Source organism: Moorena sp. SIO3I8, from assembly GCF_010692325.1.
GTDB lineage: Bacteria > Cyanobacteriota > Cyanobacteriia > Cyanobacteriales > Coleofasciculaceae > Moorena.
The window spans coordinates 114,564-129,381 of the sequence record NZ_JAAHHW010000018.1; the positions used below are offsets into that span (position 1 = coordinate 114,564).

Genomic DNA, 14,818 nt, shown 5'->3' on the forward strand with positions numbered 1-14,818 from the left:
CCTTACCCTGGCGTTTATAGCGTTTTCAAATCAAATGTGAAACTAGGATTGATGGTATAGCGCTGCGCTATACTTTGTTCAGAGCTTGGTCAAAGGTCATCAACAGGGATTCCAGGGAAAAAGTAGACTTGGCATGGATATAACCCTCCTTGGCTAGCCTATCTGCAGCGCTTGGATCACTGAGCAAATTACCAATGACCTTAGCCAGTGCTACTGGATCTCCTGGCGGTACCAAGTGACCAGTCACGCCATCCTGAATTAACTCCACTGCACCACCAGCAGCAGCAGCAACTACGGGTCGTTTTGCCAACTGACCCTCGACAATCACCCGACCAAAGGGTTCCGGTTCAGTAGAGGTATGGACTACAATATCGCAAGCAGACATCAATGCTGGCACGTCATTGCGAAATCCCAGCATGTGAACACGACCAGCAAGTTCTGGTGCGGCAGCCATGGCTTTGAGCCGTGAGGTGTATTCTGCTTCACCAAATAGCGCTTCACCAACCAACAGGGCGTGTACATTGGGGAGTTCCTGTAAGGCTTCTAGTAAAATATGCTGACCTTTCCAGTAAGATAGCCGACTGAATAAACCAACCAGTGGAGCATCACCAATGCCGAGCTGGTCACGGATTTGAGCTGATTGATCCGATGCGAGATTATCGAAGGGGTCTGAACCAATACCGCCGTAAACCAGTGTTACTAGGTCTTCACGTCCCCCAGCAGCGATAAAGGCTTCACCAGTAGCACGAGAATTGACCAATACTTGAGATGCTAGACGATTAGCTAGGAAAACGGCTATCGCACGATTGAGGGAGCTAAAGTGTGGTGCGGTCACAATATCTCGCAGGTGCCAAACCACTGCAGGACCGCCCATCAATGTTGCGATCGCAGCAGCAATGAACGCTTTTTGGGAGTTGGCGTGTACTAGCTCAAACTCACGTCCAACTGCTGCTATTCGACAAGCCATCCACCACAGGGGAGGTAATGCCTTGAGAGCGGCGCTCATTCCCCCTGAACTCCTTACGGATAAGATGGCTTGGGGTGCAGGTATGACCTTGACCTTCACCTGTGCAGCTTCCAGCCGTTCCCGGAACGGGCCATCGGCAAACAGTAGTACTTCGCTGGTGTCCCGGTAGGCAGTGGCCAGATCCAGCAGGCTCAACTCAGCTCCGCCCAAAACGGCGGCATGATCGACAAAAAGGACTCGACGGCGCTTCATAAGAGTGGGTAGTCCAAAAAAGAGTGTTTCAAACGTGCAAAAGCTCAGAGACTAATCTGATAACTGATCTGAGCTAAATGTTGATTAATCGATGGCAGCTTGATAAACAGATTTAATTCGTTGAGCAATCACCGGCCAAGTATAGTGCTCATGAACATAAGCTTGACAAGCCTCAGAGCTAGGGAGTTGACGCTGACCAGAAAATACCTCGATCATGCCCTGAGCAAGTTGATCAACAGAAGTCCCTTCAAACAATAAGTCTTCTGAAAAAGGCTGTAGAATCTCTGGAATACTATCTACAGGTGTTCCTAGAACTGGCGTTCCATTCACCAATGACTCAATAACAATCAGACCAAAGCCTTCCCATGCCACGGTTGGCACAACTGAGAAACTTGCAGCACGGTAAGCTAGGGCTAAATCTTGATCCGACACAAAACCCAACAAGCGGACATGGTCAGTCAGTCCTAATGCTTCAATCTGTGCTTGCAAGGTTGGCATCAGTGTGCCTTTACCCGCTATCAGTAGCAGCACGTCTGGATAGCGCTTACGCACCTGATCCACTGCTGCAATTAAATTTTCCAAGCCCATGCGTTTAGCTAACCGTCGCACAGCTAAGATAATTGGTCGCTCTTGAGACCAGCCTAGTTTTGACCGTGCCTCCTGGGGTGTAATGGTGGTGTCGAAACGCTCGGTATCAACCCCCGGAGGAATGATGTGAATGCGCTCTAGTGGGATATGATACTCTTGGTGCAAGGTGTTGCGGAAAGCCTCAGAAAGTACGATAAACTTAGCTATCCGTTTGTAAGTCACCCGCTCTAGCATCCATTTTAAGCGAGTCGCAACGGTATTGCTGCCTTCTACATGCCCTTCTAAGGCCCAAGGCCCTTGGAAGTGCATCACCATTGGGCGACTGTCTAATTGATCGAGAATTGGAAAGGTATATAAAGCGAAGTGGGACACTACTAGGGGGTAGTCTTCCTCCTTCAGCACTCGATGCATCGTTTGTCGGATACCGCTCCAGCGTTGCCAGAGAGGGGATTTATGGCTAGCAAAGGCTTGGACTTGACCACCGGAGTTTTCAGATACAGCGGTTGAGCCTGCCACTAAGCCATGCATCTCCACACCAGCTTGGGGTAAGTAACGAGTGCAATCGTAATAAACTCGGTTGAGTCCTCCTGCTTGTTCAGGGAACCAACCCATACCAATTTGAAGTGTTTTCACAGTACTATAGCCTCGATAGTGTTTGTTAAAGCAAAGGGAGTAGGGAGTAGGGAGTAGGGAGTAGGGAGTAGGGAGTAGCGGGAAAAAAATTGAATGTACCTGATAAGTATGATCAACGCTATCAATTAAATTGGTAAGCTGCTGTGCCTTTAAATTGCCTATTTTCCAATTAGGAAAAAACCTGAAAAACCACCACATCTTCACCCCATCTCCCCATCTCCCCATCTCCCCAAAGCGCTCCCATTCAAAATTTAAATGCACAACAGCTTAGCTTAGGGGTCTATCTTTATCCGGTACATTAAAGCTTTAGCGTAAAAATCCTCTTCAGCAAATAGCAAGTATTCTCCATTTTTTCTTCGCACTACTCTTAAGGCCATCGGGACATCCAGCCAACCTGTGGTTGATTTGACTTCTGGGCCGGGGTTTATTTTGCCAATCTCTTGACCTGTGCGAAAATCATAAACTCGCACTTTAGGGTATCGATTCGGATCTTTTTCAAAACTATTATCGACATAGCCGACAAATAAATAGTCTCCCGAAACCGCCATACTTTTCGGTAAATCTGGTCTTACTCCTTCGGATTTTTGATTGTAAGCGATGACTACTTCACCGGCTTTTTGTGGCGCTTTACTCCAATTGATATATTTGACAGCTCTGTTACCAATCAATCCCCAATCACCCCTTTTATCAAACGTCGGGGAATATCCAGCAATGTACATGGTATCGGTTTTCGGATGATACTCAAGTCGTTGAATAATTTGAAATTCCTTTGGCATTTCAAAGGATTGTTGATTGTTAATATCGTAAATCGGGCTGCCGTAGGCATCAAACCGTTTAAGGGATAGTTTTTTAATCCCGTTTCTTGATGTACCTATCCAGATATTACCGTCATCATCAGGCCAAAATCCCCAACCCCGATAGTTTTGTCCTTGATTATATTCACCTTTTTCAGCCTGTTCCTCTTGTCCATTACCGTTTTTATCTTGCCAATACCGATAATCCAATTGACTTCCCCAAAATGAGGCAGTGGGAATAGCAACTTCCCCATCAGTGTCCGGATTAAACCGATAAACATGGATACCAGCTGACTCGGTATACATACTATTAGTAAACATAAGCTTCCGACCCTTAACCCGGCGAATCATAGCACCAGCATTATGCTTGATAGTCTTATTAATTCGCTTATCATTAGGATATTTAAAGGGATTAACGGTATGGGCGACATGAGTCCATTCTTGACCTGATGATTTACTGTAATCTAGTTTAAACTGTTGATTTTTCGTATGAACAACAGTTTCATCCGCTGGATCAATATCAGGAATGTCAATAAATAAGAGACCTTGCAATTTCCAATTGAGAGTGCCATCCAGTTTGTAGCTATCCACGGTTAATCCACCGGCTTGCCAAGCGTAAATTCGACTGGGATCACTGGCGACATAAATATTATTATCCTGATCGACTCCAATCCCGGTAATGGAATTAAAATGTAAGGGTCTAATTTTTCCAATTTCCTGAGGACTTCCGCTGTATATTCCCCCTTTGACACCAAAGGTTCCATCAGGAGTTGGATTTCCACTGCTGTCTAGATTTTTAAAGATTTTAATCTGGTTATCAGGTCCACCATCTCCTACTAATAGGCGATTTTGATTATCCACAACAATAGCTGTAGGGATGCGAACCGACTCAATTTTACCTTGAACTTTGCCCGTTTCTATATTTAACTTAAGTATCTTATTGGTCTTGTTCTGGATAACCCACAATGATCCAGTTTTATCTAATGCTAACTTACCCGGTTGATTCACTGACCATTTTTTAACCGGTTTCATGGTCTGGGCATCATAAACTTTGATTTTATTGTTAGGAGTATCACTAACATATAAGCGACTATTATCTGCTGCAATTCCCCGAATCAAACCTTGATTGGTATTGATAATCAACATACTCTTATCATAGCCATTACCCCCCTTAAACTTTGCTCCTTTATAATTACTTCTGTTATAGCGACGAACACAATACCATTTATCATCAGAATTGGGATATCCTACGCCATAGCGACCCTTTTGTGTCATCGCCATGTAAATATAGTTATCATTGACTGCGATCGCAGTTCCCCCCGATCGTCCCCAGCCATGGGTAGCATCGAGTTGACCAAGAACATCACCATTTTTATAAACCCCCCCTTCTCTACCAGCTTCATCCCAGGGAGCATTAGCATAAACCGTACCATCGGGACTTACAGCCATCCCTAAAATCGATAGCTGGACATGTTTTCCCTTGCCGGGAAGCTCACCTCCAGGACCATAGGTATTACCGATCCAAGAGGTAGTGTAAGTTAACCGTTGGCTTGGGTTGGATTCAGCAGTTATAGTGTCATTGTTGCTAATCACAGAATGGGCAATAATTACCAAAACAGCGATCACAGGAACAATCGCAGCATATTGCCATTCGGGGATAGGTCTTGACATAGTTTTTTCCCTGAACTCGAAACTATTTAAAAGACTGAAGACTCAAGGGTGAAGGTTGAAGGTTGGATGGTTGAAGGTTGAAGGTTGTTCGCGAAGCGTGGCCAATAGGCCAAGGTTGAAGGTTGAAGGTTGTTCGCGAAGCGTGGCCAATAGGCCAAGGTTAGATGGTTGAAGGTTGAAGGTTGAAGGTTGTTCGCGAAGCGTGGCCAATAGGCCAAGGTTAGACGGTTGAAGGTTGTTCGCGAAGCGTGGCCAATAGGCCAAGGTTAGACGGTTGAAGGTTGTTCGCGAAGCGTGGCCAATAGGCCAAGGTTGAAGACTGTAATATGATGTCCGCATAATTACCCTTAATAAAAATCTCCCCATCTCCCCATCTCCCCATCTCCCCCTGCCCGAGCCCCACACTTTGATTATGGGTATTCAACCGGACTTGATCTCAGAAGCTGATGATAAACAGTAGTAATCTTCTCCACCATAGTGGTGACGGTTAGTTCCTCAATGTTTTGCTGTGCTGCACGTCTTAATCTATCCTGTTCAGATGGACTAGCCAGAAGCATCTCGATCTGATCTGCCAGTGCGATCGCATTTTTCGGAGGAACTAGCACTCCTGCCTTACCGTAATCTAGTGCTTCGGGAACACCATCCACCCTAGTAGCAACAATCGGGCAACCCACCTGTCGTGCTTCCATCAAAACCAGAGGGAAAGACTCACGGTGTGAAGCCAGGACAAAAACATCCGCTGCCATCATGTAAGCTTGAGGATTTTTTTGAAAACCCTCAAAGTGGATACGATCAGCAACTGACGATGCCGCAGCTTGAGTTTCAAACATTTGACGGTCGGGACCATCTCCCACTAAGTACAAATGTGCCTTAGGAGAACTCTTAGCGACCTGCTCAAAAGCGCTAATTAACTCAGTAATTCCCTTACGTCGGTTCATGCCAGCTACCGTGACAATAGCCGGATGTTCCAAAGCTTTAGGAGTGCAGGTATCTAAAGCCGGTAATCGGGGACTACCTAAAGTGCGATTCTTGATCACAGGCATTTTCCCCATGGGAATACCCCGCTTAGACATCGACGTTGCTACCGCATCACTCACAGAAATCACCCGTTCAGCTAATCCCATCACTACTGAGCTACGTTGGTAAACATTGTGAATATGGGATACTAGCTTATATTTTGCTGAACCCCGTAGGAACCAAGCTAGGACTACTCCCGTCATCATGTGTCCATGGACAATATCTGGCTGAAATTCTGCGATTATCCCTCGATAACGCCCAGCAGCCTTGAGCAGATGCAACGGTTTTCGGGTCTGATCAAGTTCAAAGTGACTGACGCCATAACGGCTTAGCAATGTTTCATATCCGCCGCCAGCAGAGGCAATAGCAACCTCATGACCCGCTTTCGCTTGCTCACAGGCAACGTCAATCGCTACATTGACAATACCATTACCAGTTTCTTTAATATGGTTTAAGATATGGAGTATACGCATCAAACCTCTCCCAAAAAGCAAAGCACCGCCATATTTGACCTATAAGTTAGTTTATAAGTTAGTTAGGAATTGGTAGTTGAAACATCCGGGTGTTCCTTCCGCTGTTCCTTTCCATCTCCTACTTCTGTTATTCTTCTGTCAGTGCCATTGATCAGAAAATTTTCATAAATCTTTTCTTTAGTAGTGTTCACTTCAGCAATACTTTCCATGTCCGAAGAAAGCTTATTTTGATGCTGGTGATACTTATGTGCTGCCATAGTTAGACCCAAAAATCCCCAAATATAACATCCCCCGACACCAAGCATGGCGCTACCAATCGGTAGCCCGATTAAATTACTCAAACCAATAGCACGAGCAGCACTCATAAAGGAATCACGGCGAATCTCAGGATATTGGAACACACTATATACCAGCAGGAGCAATCCAGACACATAGGGGAGAGTGCCAAACCAGCCTAGTGTAAAAAACATATCTAAAATGCCACTGTCAATCACAAGGCTTCGGAGTTCCCCTTGTTCAGTGATAGTGAATGTATTTCCAATCCCATTACCTAGAACCATAGAAAGAGCTTTGCCAAGACTCTCTTCATAGATCTGTTGTCTAACTTCCGCGCTGTGATCATTTCCAAGGTCAGAAAATGTTGCCAAACGACTACCAATTACCTCCGAGAATGGCTCAATCGTGGTTAACGGCACGATACAAATTCCCATCACCAGGATAGAAATAATGATGCGCATCTGGATTTTGGGTTTGAGTGAACTGGTTAGGGAAGCCAGTCCAAAGAACCAGCTCGCCCACATCGTCCGTGACAACGTTAGTAGAAAAGACAAGTAACCAGCTATGGAAGCAGGAATACGTAAAGGACTGTTATTATTAAATAACAACAGCAAACCCACCATCATGGTTGCGGCAAACGGTCCAGTGGAATTCATCGTGCTCCACAAACGAATACCAAACGGTTCGGGATTCCCCATCGAGAACATTCTGGCGTTGATCAGCCAAAATCGATCCCACTCCGGTGCGATCACATATTGCACTAAGCCATAGACTCCCATCACCAATACACCCCAGAGGAATGTGCGCTGAATGTTTTGGCGATAGCGAGGATAATCTCGCCAATTTATAAATAAGTAGAAACCTAAAAGAATCGGGGTGAACCAGTCTATCAGTGCTCGAATAGCGAAAATAGGAGTGCTTTTAATCAGACCAATGATAAAGCCATACAAAATACTGGTGAATCCCAAAATAAAAGGCAAACCCCCCTGTTTATAGGCTCTAGGAAGGTATTTTAGAAAGGTATCCACAGTAATCCATGTCACCACAGGCGCTACTAGCAATACTGGACTCGGATTAACCCAGTTACTGCGATAGTCAATTAAACGACGAACCAACGGCATTAGAAACCATAGCCACCACATAAAACCTAAGTAGAGGACAGGATACCGTCGATACAGAAAAAGACCTACCGCAAACCCTACCACAGGCAATAAAATACGCATGATGGTGCCAGCACCAGCAATAATGCCCAGTATTGTAATCACAACAAATAACAGGATGGCTGTCCAAGCAGGGGCTGGTTCTAGTTTGATCGGAATTCCTTTTGTCATTAGGTGTTAGGGATTATATCAAGTCCGGTTTAATACCTATAATTAATGGGAGTGTGGGGAGATGGGGAGATGGGGAGATGGGGAGATGGGGAGATGGGGAGATGGAGAAGATTTTGATTAAGGATAATTATCGTGACATAATATTTAGATATACAGCAGTTTTCAATATTTCGTATTCCGAGATCTGCTATTCCCTTTCCACATTTAGTCAACAGTCAACCAAATAACCTACCCTACGGGAACGCCAAAGGCGAACAACCAAATAACCTACCCTACGGGAACGCCAAAGGCGAACAACCAAATAACCTTGGCCTATTGGCCACGCTTCGCGAACAACCTTCAACCAAATAACCTTGGCCTATTGGCCACGCTTCGCGAACAACCTTCAACCAAATAACCTTCCACAGTCCCTTTTGCTAGCCTAAGCAATTTTTCCAGCTCAACCAACCCTGCCAACGTCCACGCAAAGAAGCAAGCCACTTTTGTCCTGCTAAAAGTCCTTCCTTGGGGAAAGACCGCAAACATTGTAGGAAACCCGGTTGAACTCGCGTTCCGACCAATGTTGACCAAACTATAAATATAATCCGTTGTAGAACAGGGAAGTAATCTAACAAAACTATAGTTTCATTATGTGCCGCATTAATTAGGGCAGTATCGCTAAAAACTATGCCTCGCTGATCCTCATCAAAACGCTGTGCTGGATAGTGGTCTACTGCTACCCCTGGGTCATAAATCAGCTTCCAACCCGCTTTTCTTAGGGCTAGACTAAACCCCAGATCATTATGGACTTGAGCTCCCGTCCCTCGCAGACGCTGATCAAAGCGCAAGCCCGATATAGCAGTTCGTCGATAGCTCATGTTAGCTCCCTTAAGGATATCCACCTCGCGAGGTAAACCTACCCCCAGGTGATGATTACCAATCACCCTTCCATACCATTGCACTCGACCTACTCGTTCTTTAGCACCATTTTCCAGGTAGTTACCCAGATGTACCCAATCCCGTCCACCGACACCCCCGATCCGGTGATCGGACAGAAAGTGAGTTTCAATATAAGCTAACCAATTGCTACGGGGAGCAGCATCATCATCGGTAATGGCAATAATATCTCCCTGTGCTGCATCAAGACCTGCGTTGAGAGCGGCCACTTGCCCCGGAATACTTAATTTCACAGGACGCATGGGTAAAACCTCAGGGTTGAATGCTTCAAGAAACTCCCAAGTTTCAGCATCAGTATCCCGTACAATCACCAAGACCTCATCCGCTGGTCGAGTTTGCTTCTCCAGGGCCTTTAAACACCGTTCTAGGTCTTTTGGACGGCGATAGGTGGGGACTATAACAGTGATTCTCATTTCTTCTACGGTTGAGTTAGGTTGGAAAGTTGAAGGTTATTTGGTTGAAGGTTGTTCGCGAAGCGTGGCCAATAGGCCAAGGTTAGACGGTTGTTCGCCTTTGGCGTTCCCGTAGGGTAGGTTAGACGCTTAAAGGTTGTTTGTCAGAATGCAGAATGGTGAATGCAGAATGGTGAATGAAGAATGAAGAATGAAGAATGAAGAATGCAGAATGAAGAATGAAGAATGAAGAATGAAGAATGAAGAATGGTGAATGGTGAAGGCAGAATGGTGAAGGCAGAATGGTGAAGGCAGAATGGTGAAGGCAGAATGGTGAAGGCAGAATGGTGAAGGCAGAATGCAGAATTCTAAATTCTAAATTCTAAATTCTTAATTTTTAATTCTTCATTCTCAATTCTCAATTCTCAATTCTCAATTCTTCATTCTACATTCTAAACAGATTACTATCCTGCTGTTTGAGACCGTAAATAACTCTGTAGAGTACTTAACCAACCTTTTACCATACCTTTCAACTGTAATTCCATATAAATTGTCCATTCAAAGACAGGACGAAAGCCCAATTTCGATAAGAACATGCGAAATCGCAAAGCTGGTGAATCTCCTAACTCTTTCAATAAAGCAATCAGCTCGGTGCGTTCTACCTCATTGAAGAGTGGACGATAACAGTATGCTGTGTGTCTTAAGGCCAGTTTACGACGCTGCTGCTCAATCACCTTTGTATCCCAACCCCGTCGCTTAAAAGCAGGAAAGATACTGTCTTCAAAAACCCGAATACATCCTTTTAATTCAATATTTTTGCGCTTAGGACGTAGATTTTTAGCATCAGTCCAAACGCGATAACAGGCTAATATCTCATTGGCATAAACGTTTCCATAACCCGCATCTGCCATTCTGACCCACATGTTATAGTCCTGTACAAAATCGGGACTATCTTCATAAAACCTAACTGCTGGCAACGCTTCAGCCCGAAACATAGCGATATTGGCAGCTACTTTTACCCCAAAAACTGCGGCTAGTAGTGATTCGTCTGCGCTCTGAAACTCGTGCTGTCTTGCAATACGTCGCACAGCTCGATTGTGACTGCGTTCATCAATTTCTTGCACAGCACTATGGGCATAACCCGCCTCTGGATGGTTCTCTAGCAGGGGTAGTAACGTTTCTACATAGTTGGGTAACAGGGCATCATCTGAATCCAAACGAACAATAAATTCAGTGTTTGGCTGTTTCAAAACCCAATTGTTGTTAGCCGCCATACCTAGGTTTTTAGGCTGTCGATAGTACCGTACTTGAGGAAACTGCTGGCATAGTTGTGCCATAACCTCAGGGGTTTCATCAGTGCTAGCGTCGTCTGACACCCAAACTTCCACATTAGGATAGGTTTGACGGCAAGCGCTACCCACTGACTCCCATAAGTACTGGGCTTGATTATAGGTAGGAATGCAAATAGCAACTGGTTTCATGTCCTGCATCAGGAGTAGTTCCTTTATACGAAAATTATATTACAATCAAATAACCGTAAGAACTGTTTAATTTTCCTTCGTCAAAAGTGCTATTTTTTTATTCAACAGCAACAAATAGCTATCCGGTCATTTTCCCAAAAAGGCTCTATAGGGTTATTTATTGACTAAAAAAAAATTAACAAATTGTTTCAATAGTCCTGATTTACCAGACAAATATTATACTATCACCTTTTTATATTGCCAGAGCATAAAATAATTGCTTAAAGACCACTTATCGACCATAGTCTGTACTACTGTTAGCCGTTGACAGTCAACAGTCAACATTCAACAAAAACCAATCAATTACAATAGGGATCCGTTTAGGAATTCTGATAATTTTTGATGCCATATTCCCTCCCCCCTGCTCCGAAGTCCCTGCTCCCTTTGCGAAACATTAAATTTAGACTACCTGATCAGTTCTTCACATAAATCCACATAGCTTTGTGCCATCTTTTCCCAACTGTATTGGGCGGCTATCTTTGGTGCAGCTTGGCTCATCTGTTTCCTTTTTTCAGGATTAGTAGCCAGAAGACTTAACTCCTTTGCCAAAGCCTGGGTATCGTTGGGGTCAGACAAGACCACTCCGCAGGCTGGGGTAACTAATTCAGCCCCCCCGGCTGTGCTTGCTGTAATCACTGGCAAGCCAGAAGCCATTGCTTCTAGGAGCACTAGTGTGCAAGCTTCATAGCGGGATGGGAAAACAAATAAATCCACCGCCCGCATAATCTCAGGGAGGTCACGTCGGTACCCGAGAAAATGTACCCGTTCGCTCACATTTAGGGTTGCGGCTAGCTGAGGATAGGGACTACCTTCTGTGATGCCAGCAACAGCTAGGTGTAACTCAGGCACTTGGACTAAGGCGTGCAAAATTGTATCCAAGTTCTTCCGAGGTGTTCGGATGTCTCCAGCAAAAAATGCTAAAGGCACTCCCTCGGGAAGACCCAATTGTTTGCGGTCAGCCACACCGGGATAAAATTCTTGTAAGTCAACACCATTCACAATCACCCGAATGGATTCAGGGGGTACACCAATGTCTACTAATTCTTTCTTGACCTTTCCGGAAACTGCGACTACTACTTTTGCCTGACGGAAGGATTTTTTTTCCCAATGGGCATTCAAGGTTGTAACTAGCCGCTGGTAAAGACCATACAAATCCCGACGTAGCCGAGAGGTATGGGCAGGCGATCGCAACCAAGAACTGTGGACAAAATGTACAGCATTCACATCTGAGCCAGCTCTGGTAATGGACCCGTTAACCTTTACTAAGTTGAGCTCACTACGGTGTTGATTTAACCAATTGCCACTCCGCCAGGAAAAGACCAGATGACGAATTAGTGCTGTTGGCCACCTTTTAACTGGAATCAAAATCCAGTTTACCTGATTACTCTGCTGGAGTTCTGGGGCGACATTACTGGCTAATAAGGTGACGTGATGACCGCGACGAATGGCTTCTTTGGCGACTTCATAGTTGACTCGACCTTGGCCATCATTTTTCATGACTTTGTGGGTAACGATACAGAGTTTCATAAGTAGCTATCCTGTTAAAATTATCGAAAACTCTGACTAGTGCATCCTTCGCAGAAGTCTTTAACTACCTGATCTAGTAATCCTAATTTACAGCCGTTTTCAGATGAATTGACCTCACTAACGACAGCTGCAAGCCCCCTAAATCCCCCAATTCTGGGGGACTTTAACTCAATTTACCCCCAGAATTGGGGGGCTAGGGGGGCGAAACTTGCTGTAAACCTTAGAGAAATCAGAATGACTATAGGTAGATTCTTCCCTATTCTTCCCATCTTACCCAAGATGTTTGTCAAGCATATCGAGAACTTTGGCATCTACTTTGTCATCGAACTTGCGGGCAAAGTGCTTACCAGAGGTAATCATTGACTCAAAATCTTGGACACCCATTATGGCTGGATAGGGAGGAGTCCAAGAGATATAACGTTTGTTATCATTGACTATTTTTAGCATCGACTGGTTGAGCAGGATGCTCTGGATGAAAGACTCATCTGGTACGAGTGTGTTTCGATAGTGTTCTACAAATGCTGGGTTACGCTGAACAAATTGATGGATATATTGAATACAGCGATAGGAAAGTGTGTGCCACTGAGAACCCGCGTAGCACTGAAACTCTGGAGTGAAAGGTGTTGAAACGCAACGGATTGCTATTCTGGCACCAAACTTACCAGCCCTGATCCGGACTAGGGGCTGCCAATTGACAACACGATATAGTTTATATACTATAGTCTTTAGACTAGCTGGCAGCTTATAGTAGCGAAAAAAATAGCGCTCTATGCCCAAATCTTTGCCCCACTGCCAAGCTGTTTCTGGTGGTTCTTGTACCGGAAAATATTCCATAAATCCGTCATATTCGGTGTTCTGCAAGAACTGCTCGATTTGGCTGATTGGCTGAAGGGGATAGTCTTGACCAGAGAGGAAGATTAACCAGTCAAATGTCACAGAATTATCTATTAACCAGTTGATGCAGCGAAGTTCCATTTCCACCATAGAAAAATCTGCCCACTCAACTGGAACATAGTCTTCCAGGATGTGAACATTGTTGATATGCTCAAAAGAAGTTGGGCTAAGGCTCGACTTAGATTGATCATGGTGAATTAAGACCTGGGACTCAGGGTTACCAGTCTTAAGTTTCTTGACTAGTCTGACAATTTGGTCTGGATTGCTATGAGAAGCAATTAGGTAAACAATTTTAGTCATGATTGACTCTTAGGTTTAAATATTAGCGAATTTTATTCGCGTTTTATCTATCAAGCCTTACCCAGTAACTATACCTGTGGAATGTGTTATTAACGCCCCCTACTACTTAAGTACTATCTATTACTTAAGTCCTATTTATAAAGGATAGGACTCTAACATTTCTTCTACAGCTACTTCAAGTTCTGAGCGTTCTTTTATAAACCGGGCGAAGGGAATTTGTGAAGTCCATGCTTCGTAAAATGCTTCATTCTTGTAATAAGAGTTAGGAAGAAAGATATGAGGAATCTCTAAAAGAGTACTAAGGATATGACCATGCAAACGATTAGTGATAATTAAACGATGCCTTTTGAATTGATAGATGCCGCTGTGCATCAGGCCCCAAGATGCTAGATTAATTTGGGAGTTATGGGTTGTTTTAAATTTCGCAGTATTAGTATGAAAATACTTCCAGTTTTGTCGGGATAACCATTCTTTAGGAGTTGCTAATCCTCGCTCATAAACTTCCCGAATTATTCTGACCAATCCTGGGATACGCCAATACCAACCTTTAGAGAGTTGCTTAGTAGTTCTTAGAGTCCATCTATCTGAAACCCAGTCTTCTAATACGAGATTTTGTATCTTAGAAGAAAGACTCAGGTTACTAGTGGCCTTAAGTTCTTGATCCTTTCGGGAAAGATAAAGACTAGAATTGTCTTGAGCAGGCTGGATAGAGTCAGTAGATAGACCAGCCATTTGAAATGCCATATCAGGGGCTTTAATCACCCGACAATTCCAGAAATTTTTAAGAGCAATTTCATAGCTGACTTGATCTCGGGTAAATAGGGTTAGGTTAGGATGGGAGTTAAAAACTTTTGCTGCTTTTTTGAGGTTTTCGGGATTTTTAAAATAAATAGTCTGAGGAAAAATAATAATTGGTCGATCTCGATAGTTTTCTATGATCGATTCTCTAAAATTTTGAAAACCTTCATATAGATCACCTAATGCGCCTCCTCCATTAAAGATTATGGGGCATTGATCAATTTTTTTTAGGCTGGCATCAGAGAAACCGTTAATACCAGTGGCATACTTGATTTTCGTTTTTAAGGTATCTGTCAAAAAGAGTACAGAGCCTAACCAAATCAGGTGGTCGCCAATATTGTAATGATCAGGATTGTCTAGCAGTATACATTCTTCAAATTTGTCTAACTGTCCTAGAGAGTTATGAAGAACTTCTTTTACGTTTTCTGGTGTTGAAATAGTCATGGTAA

General features: G+C 44.1%; 13 protein-coding genes. 1 reads left to right on the forward strand and 12 read right to left on the reverse strand.

Annotation, left to right across the window (positions count from 1 at the left end; genetic code table 11):
* Positions 1-67: 67 nt before the first annotated feature.
* The 7 genes from F6K51_RS10040 to F6K51_RS10070 form a co-directional block, all read right to left on the reverse strand.
* Positions 68-1,219, reverse strand: coding sequence for a glycosyltransferase family 4 protein (locus F6K51_RS10040; protein ID WP_293019993.1), 1,152 nt, complete (start codon positions 1,217-1,219; stop codon positions 68-70).
* Positions 1,220-1,303: 84 nt separating this feature from the next.
* Positions 1,304-2,665, reverse strand: a complete 1,362-nt coding sequence (locus F6K51_RS10045) for a glycosyltransferase family 4 protein (protein ID WP_293019994.1) — start codon at positions 2,663-2,665, stop codon at positions 1,304-1,306.
* A 47-nt stretch (positions 2,666-2,712) separates the two neighbouring features.
* Positions 2,713-4,905: a hypothetical protein gene (locus tag F6K51_RS10050; protein ID WP_293019996.1), complete on the reverse strand. Its 2,193-nt coding sequence runs from the start codon at positions 4,903-4,905 to the stop codon at positions 2,713-2,715.
* A 42-nt stretch (positions 4,906-4,947) separates the two neighbouring features.
* On the reverse strand, positions 4,948-5,169 hold the full coding sequence (locus tag F6K51_RS10055; protein WP_293019998.1) for a hypothetical protein: 222 nt from the start codon (positions 5,167-5,169) through the stop codon (positions 4,948-4,950).
* Positions 5,126-5,287 carry a hypothetical protein gene (locus F6K51_RS10060; protein ID WP_293020000.1) on the reverse strand — a complete coding sequence of 54 codons (162 nt, stop codon included), beginning with the start codon at positions 5,285-5,287 and terminating at the stop codon, positions 5,126-5,128. The genes F6K51_RS10055 and F6K51_RS10060 overlap by 44 nt, the downstream gene beginning before the upstream one ends.
* Positions 5,288-5,315: 28 nt before the next feature.
* Complete coding sequence (locus F6K51_RS10065) at positions 5,316-6,395, reverse strand: glycosyltransferase (RefSeq protein WP_293020002.1); 1,080 nt, start codon at positions 6,393-6,395, stop codon at positions 5,316-5,318.
* A gap of 62 nt (positions 6,396-6,457) precedes the next feature.
* On the reverse strand, positions 6,458-8,002 hold the full coding sequence (locus F6K51_RS10070) for an O-antigen ligase domain-containing protein (RefSeq protein WP_293020004.1): 1,545 nt from the start codon (positions 8,000-8,002) through the stop codon (positions 6,458-6,460).
* A 53-nt stretch (positions 8,003-8,055) separates the two neighbouring features.
* Here F6K51_RS10070 and F6K51_RS10075 point away from each other — a divergent pair, with 53 nt between their 5' ends.
* Entirely contained in the window at positions 8,056-8,229 is a 174-nt protein-coding gene (locus F6K51_RS10075; RefSeq protein WP_293020006.1) for a hypothetical protein, read from the forward strand.
* A 189-nt stretch (positions 8,230-8,418) separates the two neighbouring features.
* On the opposite strand, the gene F6K51_RS10080 is transcribed toward F6K51_RS10075, so the two are convergent.
* The 5 genes from F6K51_RS10080 to F6K51_RS10100 all read right to left on the reverse strand — a co-directional run bounded on the left by F6K51_RS10080 (position 8,419) and on the right by F6K51_RS10100 (position 14,813).
* Positions 8,419-9,351 (reverse strand): glycosyltransferase family 2 protein, encoded by a 933-nt coding sequence (locus tag F6K51_RS10080; protein WP_293020007.1) that lies wholly within the window; start codon positions 9,349-9,351, stop codon positions 8,419-8,421.
* Between the two features lie 443 nt (positions 9,352-9,794).
* The gene (locus F6K51_RS10085) at positions 9,795-10,820 is read right to left on the reverse strand and encodes a glycosyltransferase family 2 protein (RefSeq protein ID WP_293020009.1); all 1,026 of its coding nucleotides are present in this window, start codon (positions 10,818-10,820) and stop codon (positions 9,795-9,797) included.
* Positions 10,821-11,255: 435 nt separating this feature from the next.
* A complete protein-coding gene (locus tag F6K51_RS10090) occupies positions 11,256-12,377 on the reverse strand; it encodes a glycosyltransferase family 4 protein (RefSeq protein WP_293020010.1) in 1,122 nt (373 codons plus the stop codon).
* A gap of 270 nt (positions 12,378-12,647) precedes the next feature.
* Positions 12,648-13,571, reverse strand: a complete 924-nt coding sequence (locus tag F6K51_RS10095; protein ID WP_293020011.1) for a beta-1,6-N-acetylglucosaminyltransferase — start codon at positions 13,569-13,571, stop codon at positions 12,648-12,650.
* 135 nt (positions 13,572-13,706) lie between these two features.
* A complete protein-coding gene (locus tag F6K51_RS10100; RefSeq protein ID WP_293020012.1) occupies positions 13,707-14,813 on the reverse strand; it encodes a polysaccharide pyruvyl transferase family protein in 1,107 nt (368 codons plus the stop codon).
* Positions 14,814-14,818 lie beyond the last annotated feature (5 nt).

Excerpts from the sequence above, each read along its gene's own strand:
- F6K51_RS10060 (WP_293020000.1), bottom strand. The coding sequence starts at position 5,287 with ATGGGGAGATGGGGAGATGGGGAGATTTTTATTAAGGGTAATTATGCG.
- F6K51_RS10065 (WP_293020002.1), bottom strand. The coding sequence starts at position 6,395 with ATGCGTATACTCCATATCTTAAACCATATTAAAGAAACTGGTAATGGT.
- F6K51_RS10045 (WP_293019994.1), bottom strand. The coding sequence starts at position 2,665 with ATGGGGAGATGGGGAGATGGGGTGAAGATGTGGTGGTTTTTCAGGTTT.
- F6K51_RS10070 (WP_293020004.1), bottom strand. The coding sequence starts at position 8,002 with ATGACAAAAGGAATTCCGATCAAACTAGAACCAGCCCCTGCTTGGACA.
- F6K51_RS10100 (WP_293020012.1), bottom strand. The coding sequence starts at position 14,813 with ATGACTATTTCAACACCAGAAAACGTAAAAGAAGTTCTTCATAACTCT.
- F6K51_RS10095 (WP_293020011.1), bottom strand. The coding sequence starts at position 13,571 with ATGACTAAAATTGTTTACCTAATTGCTTCTCATAGCAATCCAGACCAA.
- F6K51_RS10050 (WP_293019996.1), bottom strand. The coding sequence starts at position 4,905 with ATGTCAAGACCTATCCCCGAATGGCAATATGCTGCGATTGTTCCTGTG.
- F6K51_RS10040 (WP_293019993.1), bottom strand. The coding sequence starts at position 1,219 with ATGAAGCGCCGTCGAGTCCTTTTTGTCGATCATGCCGCCGTTTTGGGC.
- F6K51_RS10085 (WP_293020009.1), bottom strand. The coding sequence starts at position 10,820 with ATGCAGGACATGAAACCAGTTGCTATTTGCATTCCTACCTATAATCAA.
- F6K51_RS10090 (WP_293020010.1), bottom strand. The coding sequence starts at position 12,377 with ATGAAACTCTGTATCGTTACCCACAAAGTCATGAAAAATGATGGCCAA.
- F6K51_RS10080 (WP_293020007.1), bottom strand. The coding sequence starts at position 9,351 with ATGAGAATCACTGTTATAGTCCCCACCTATCGCCGTCCAAAAGACCTA.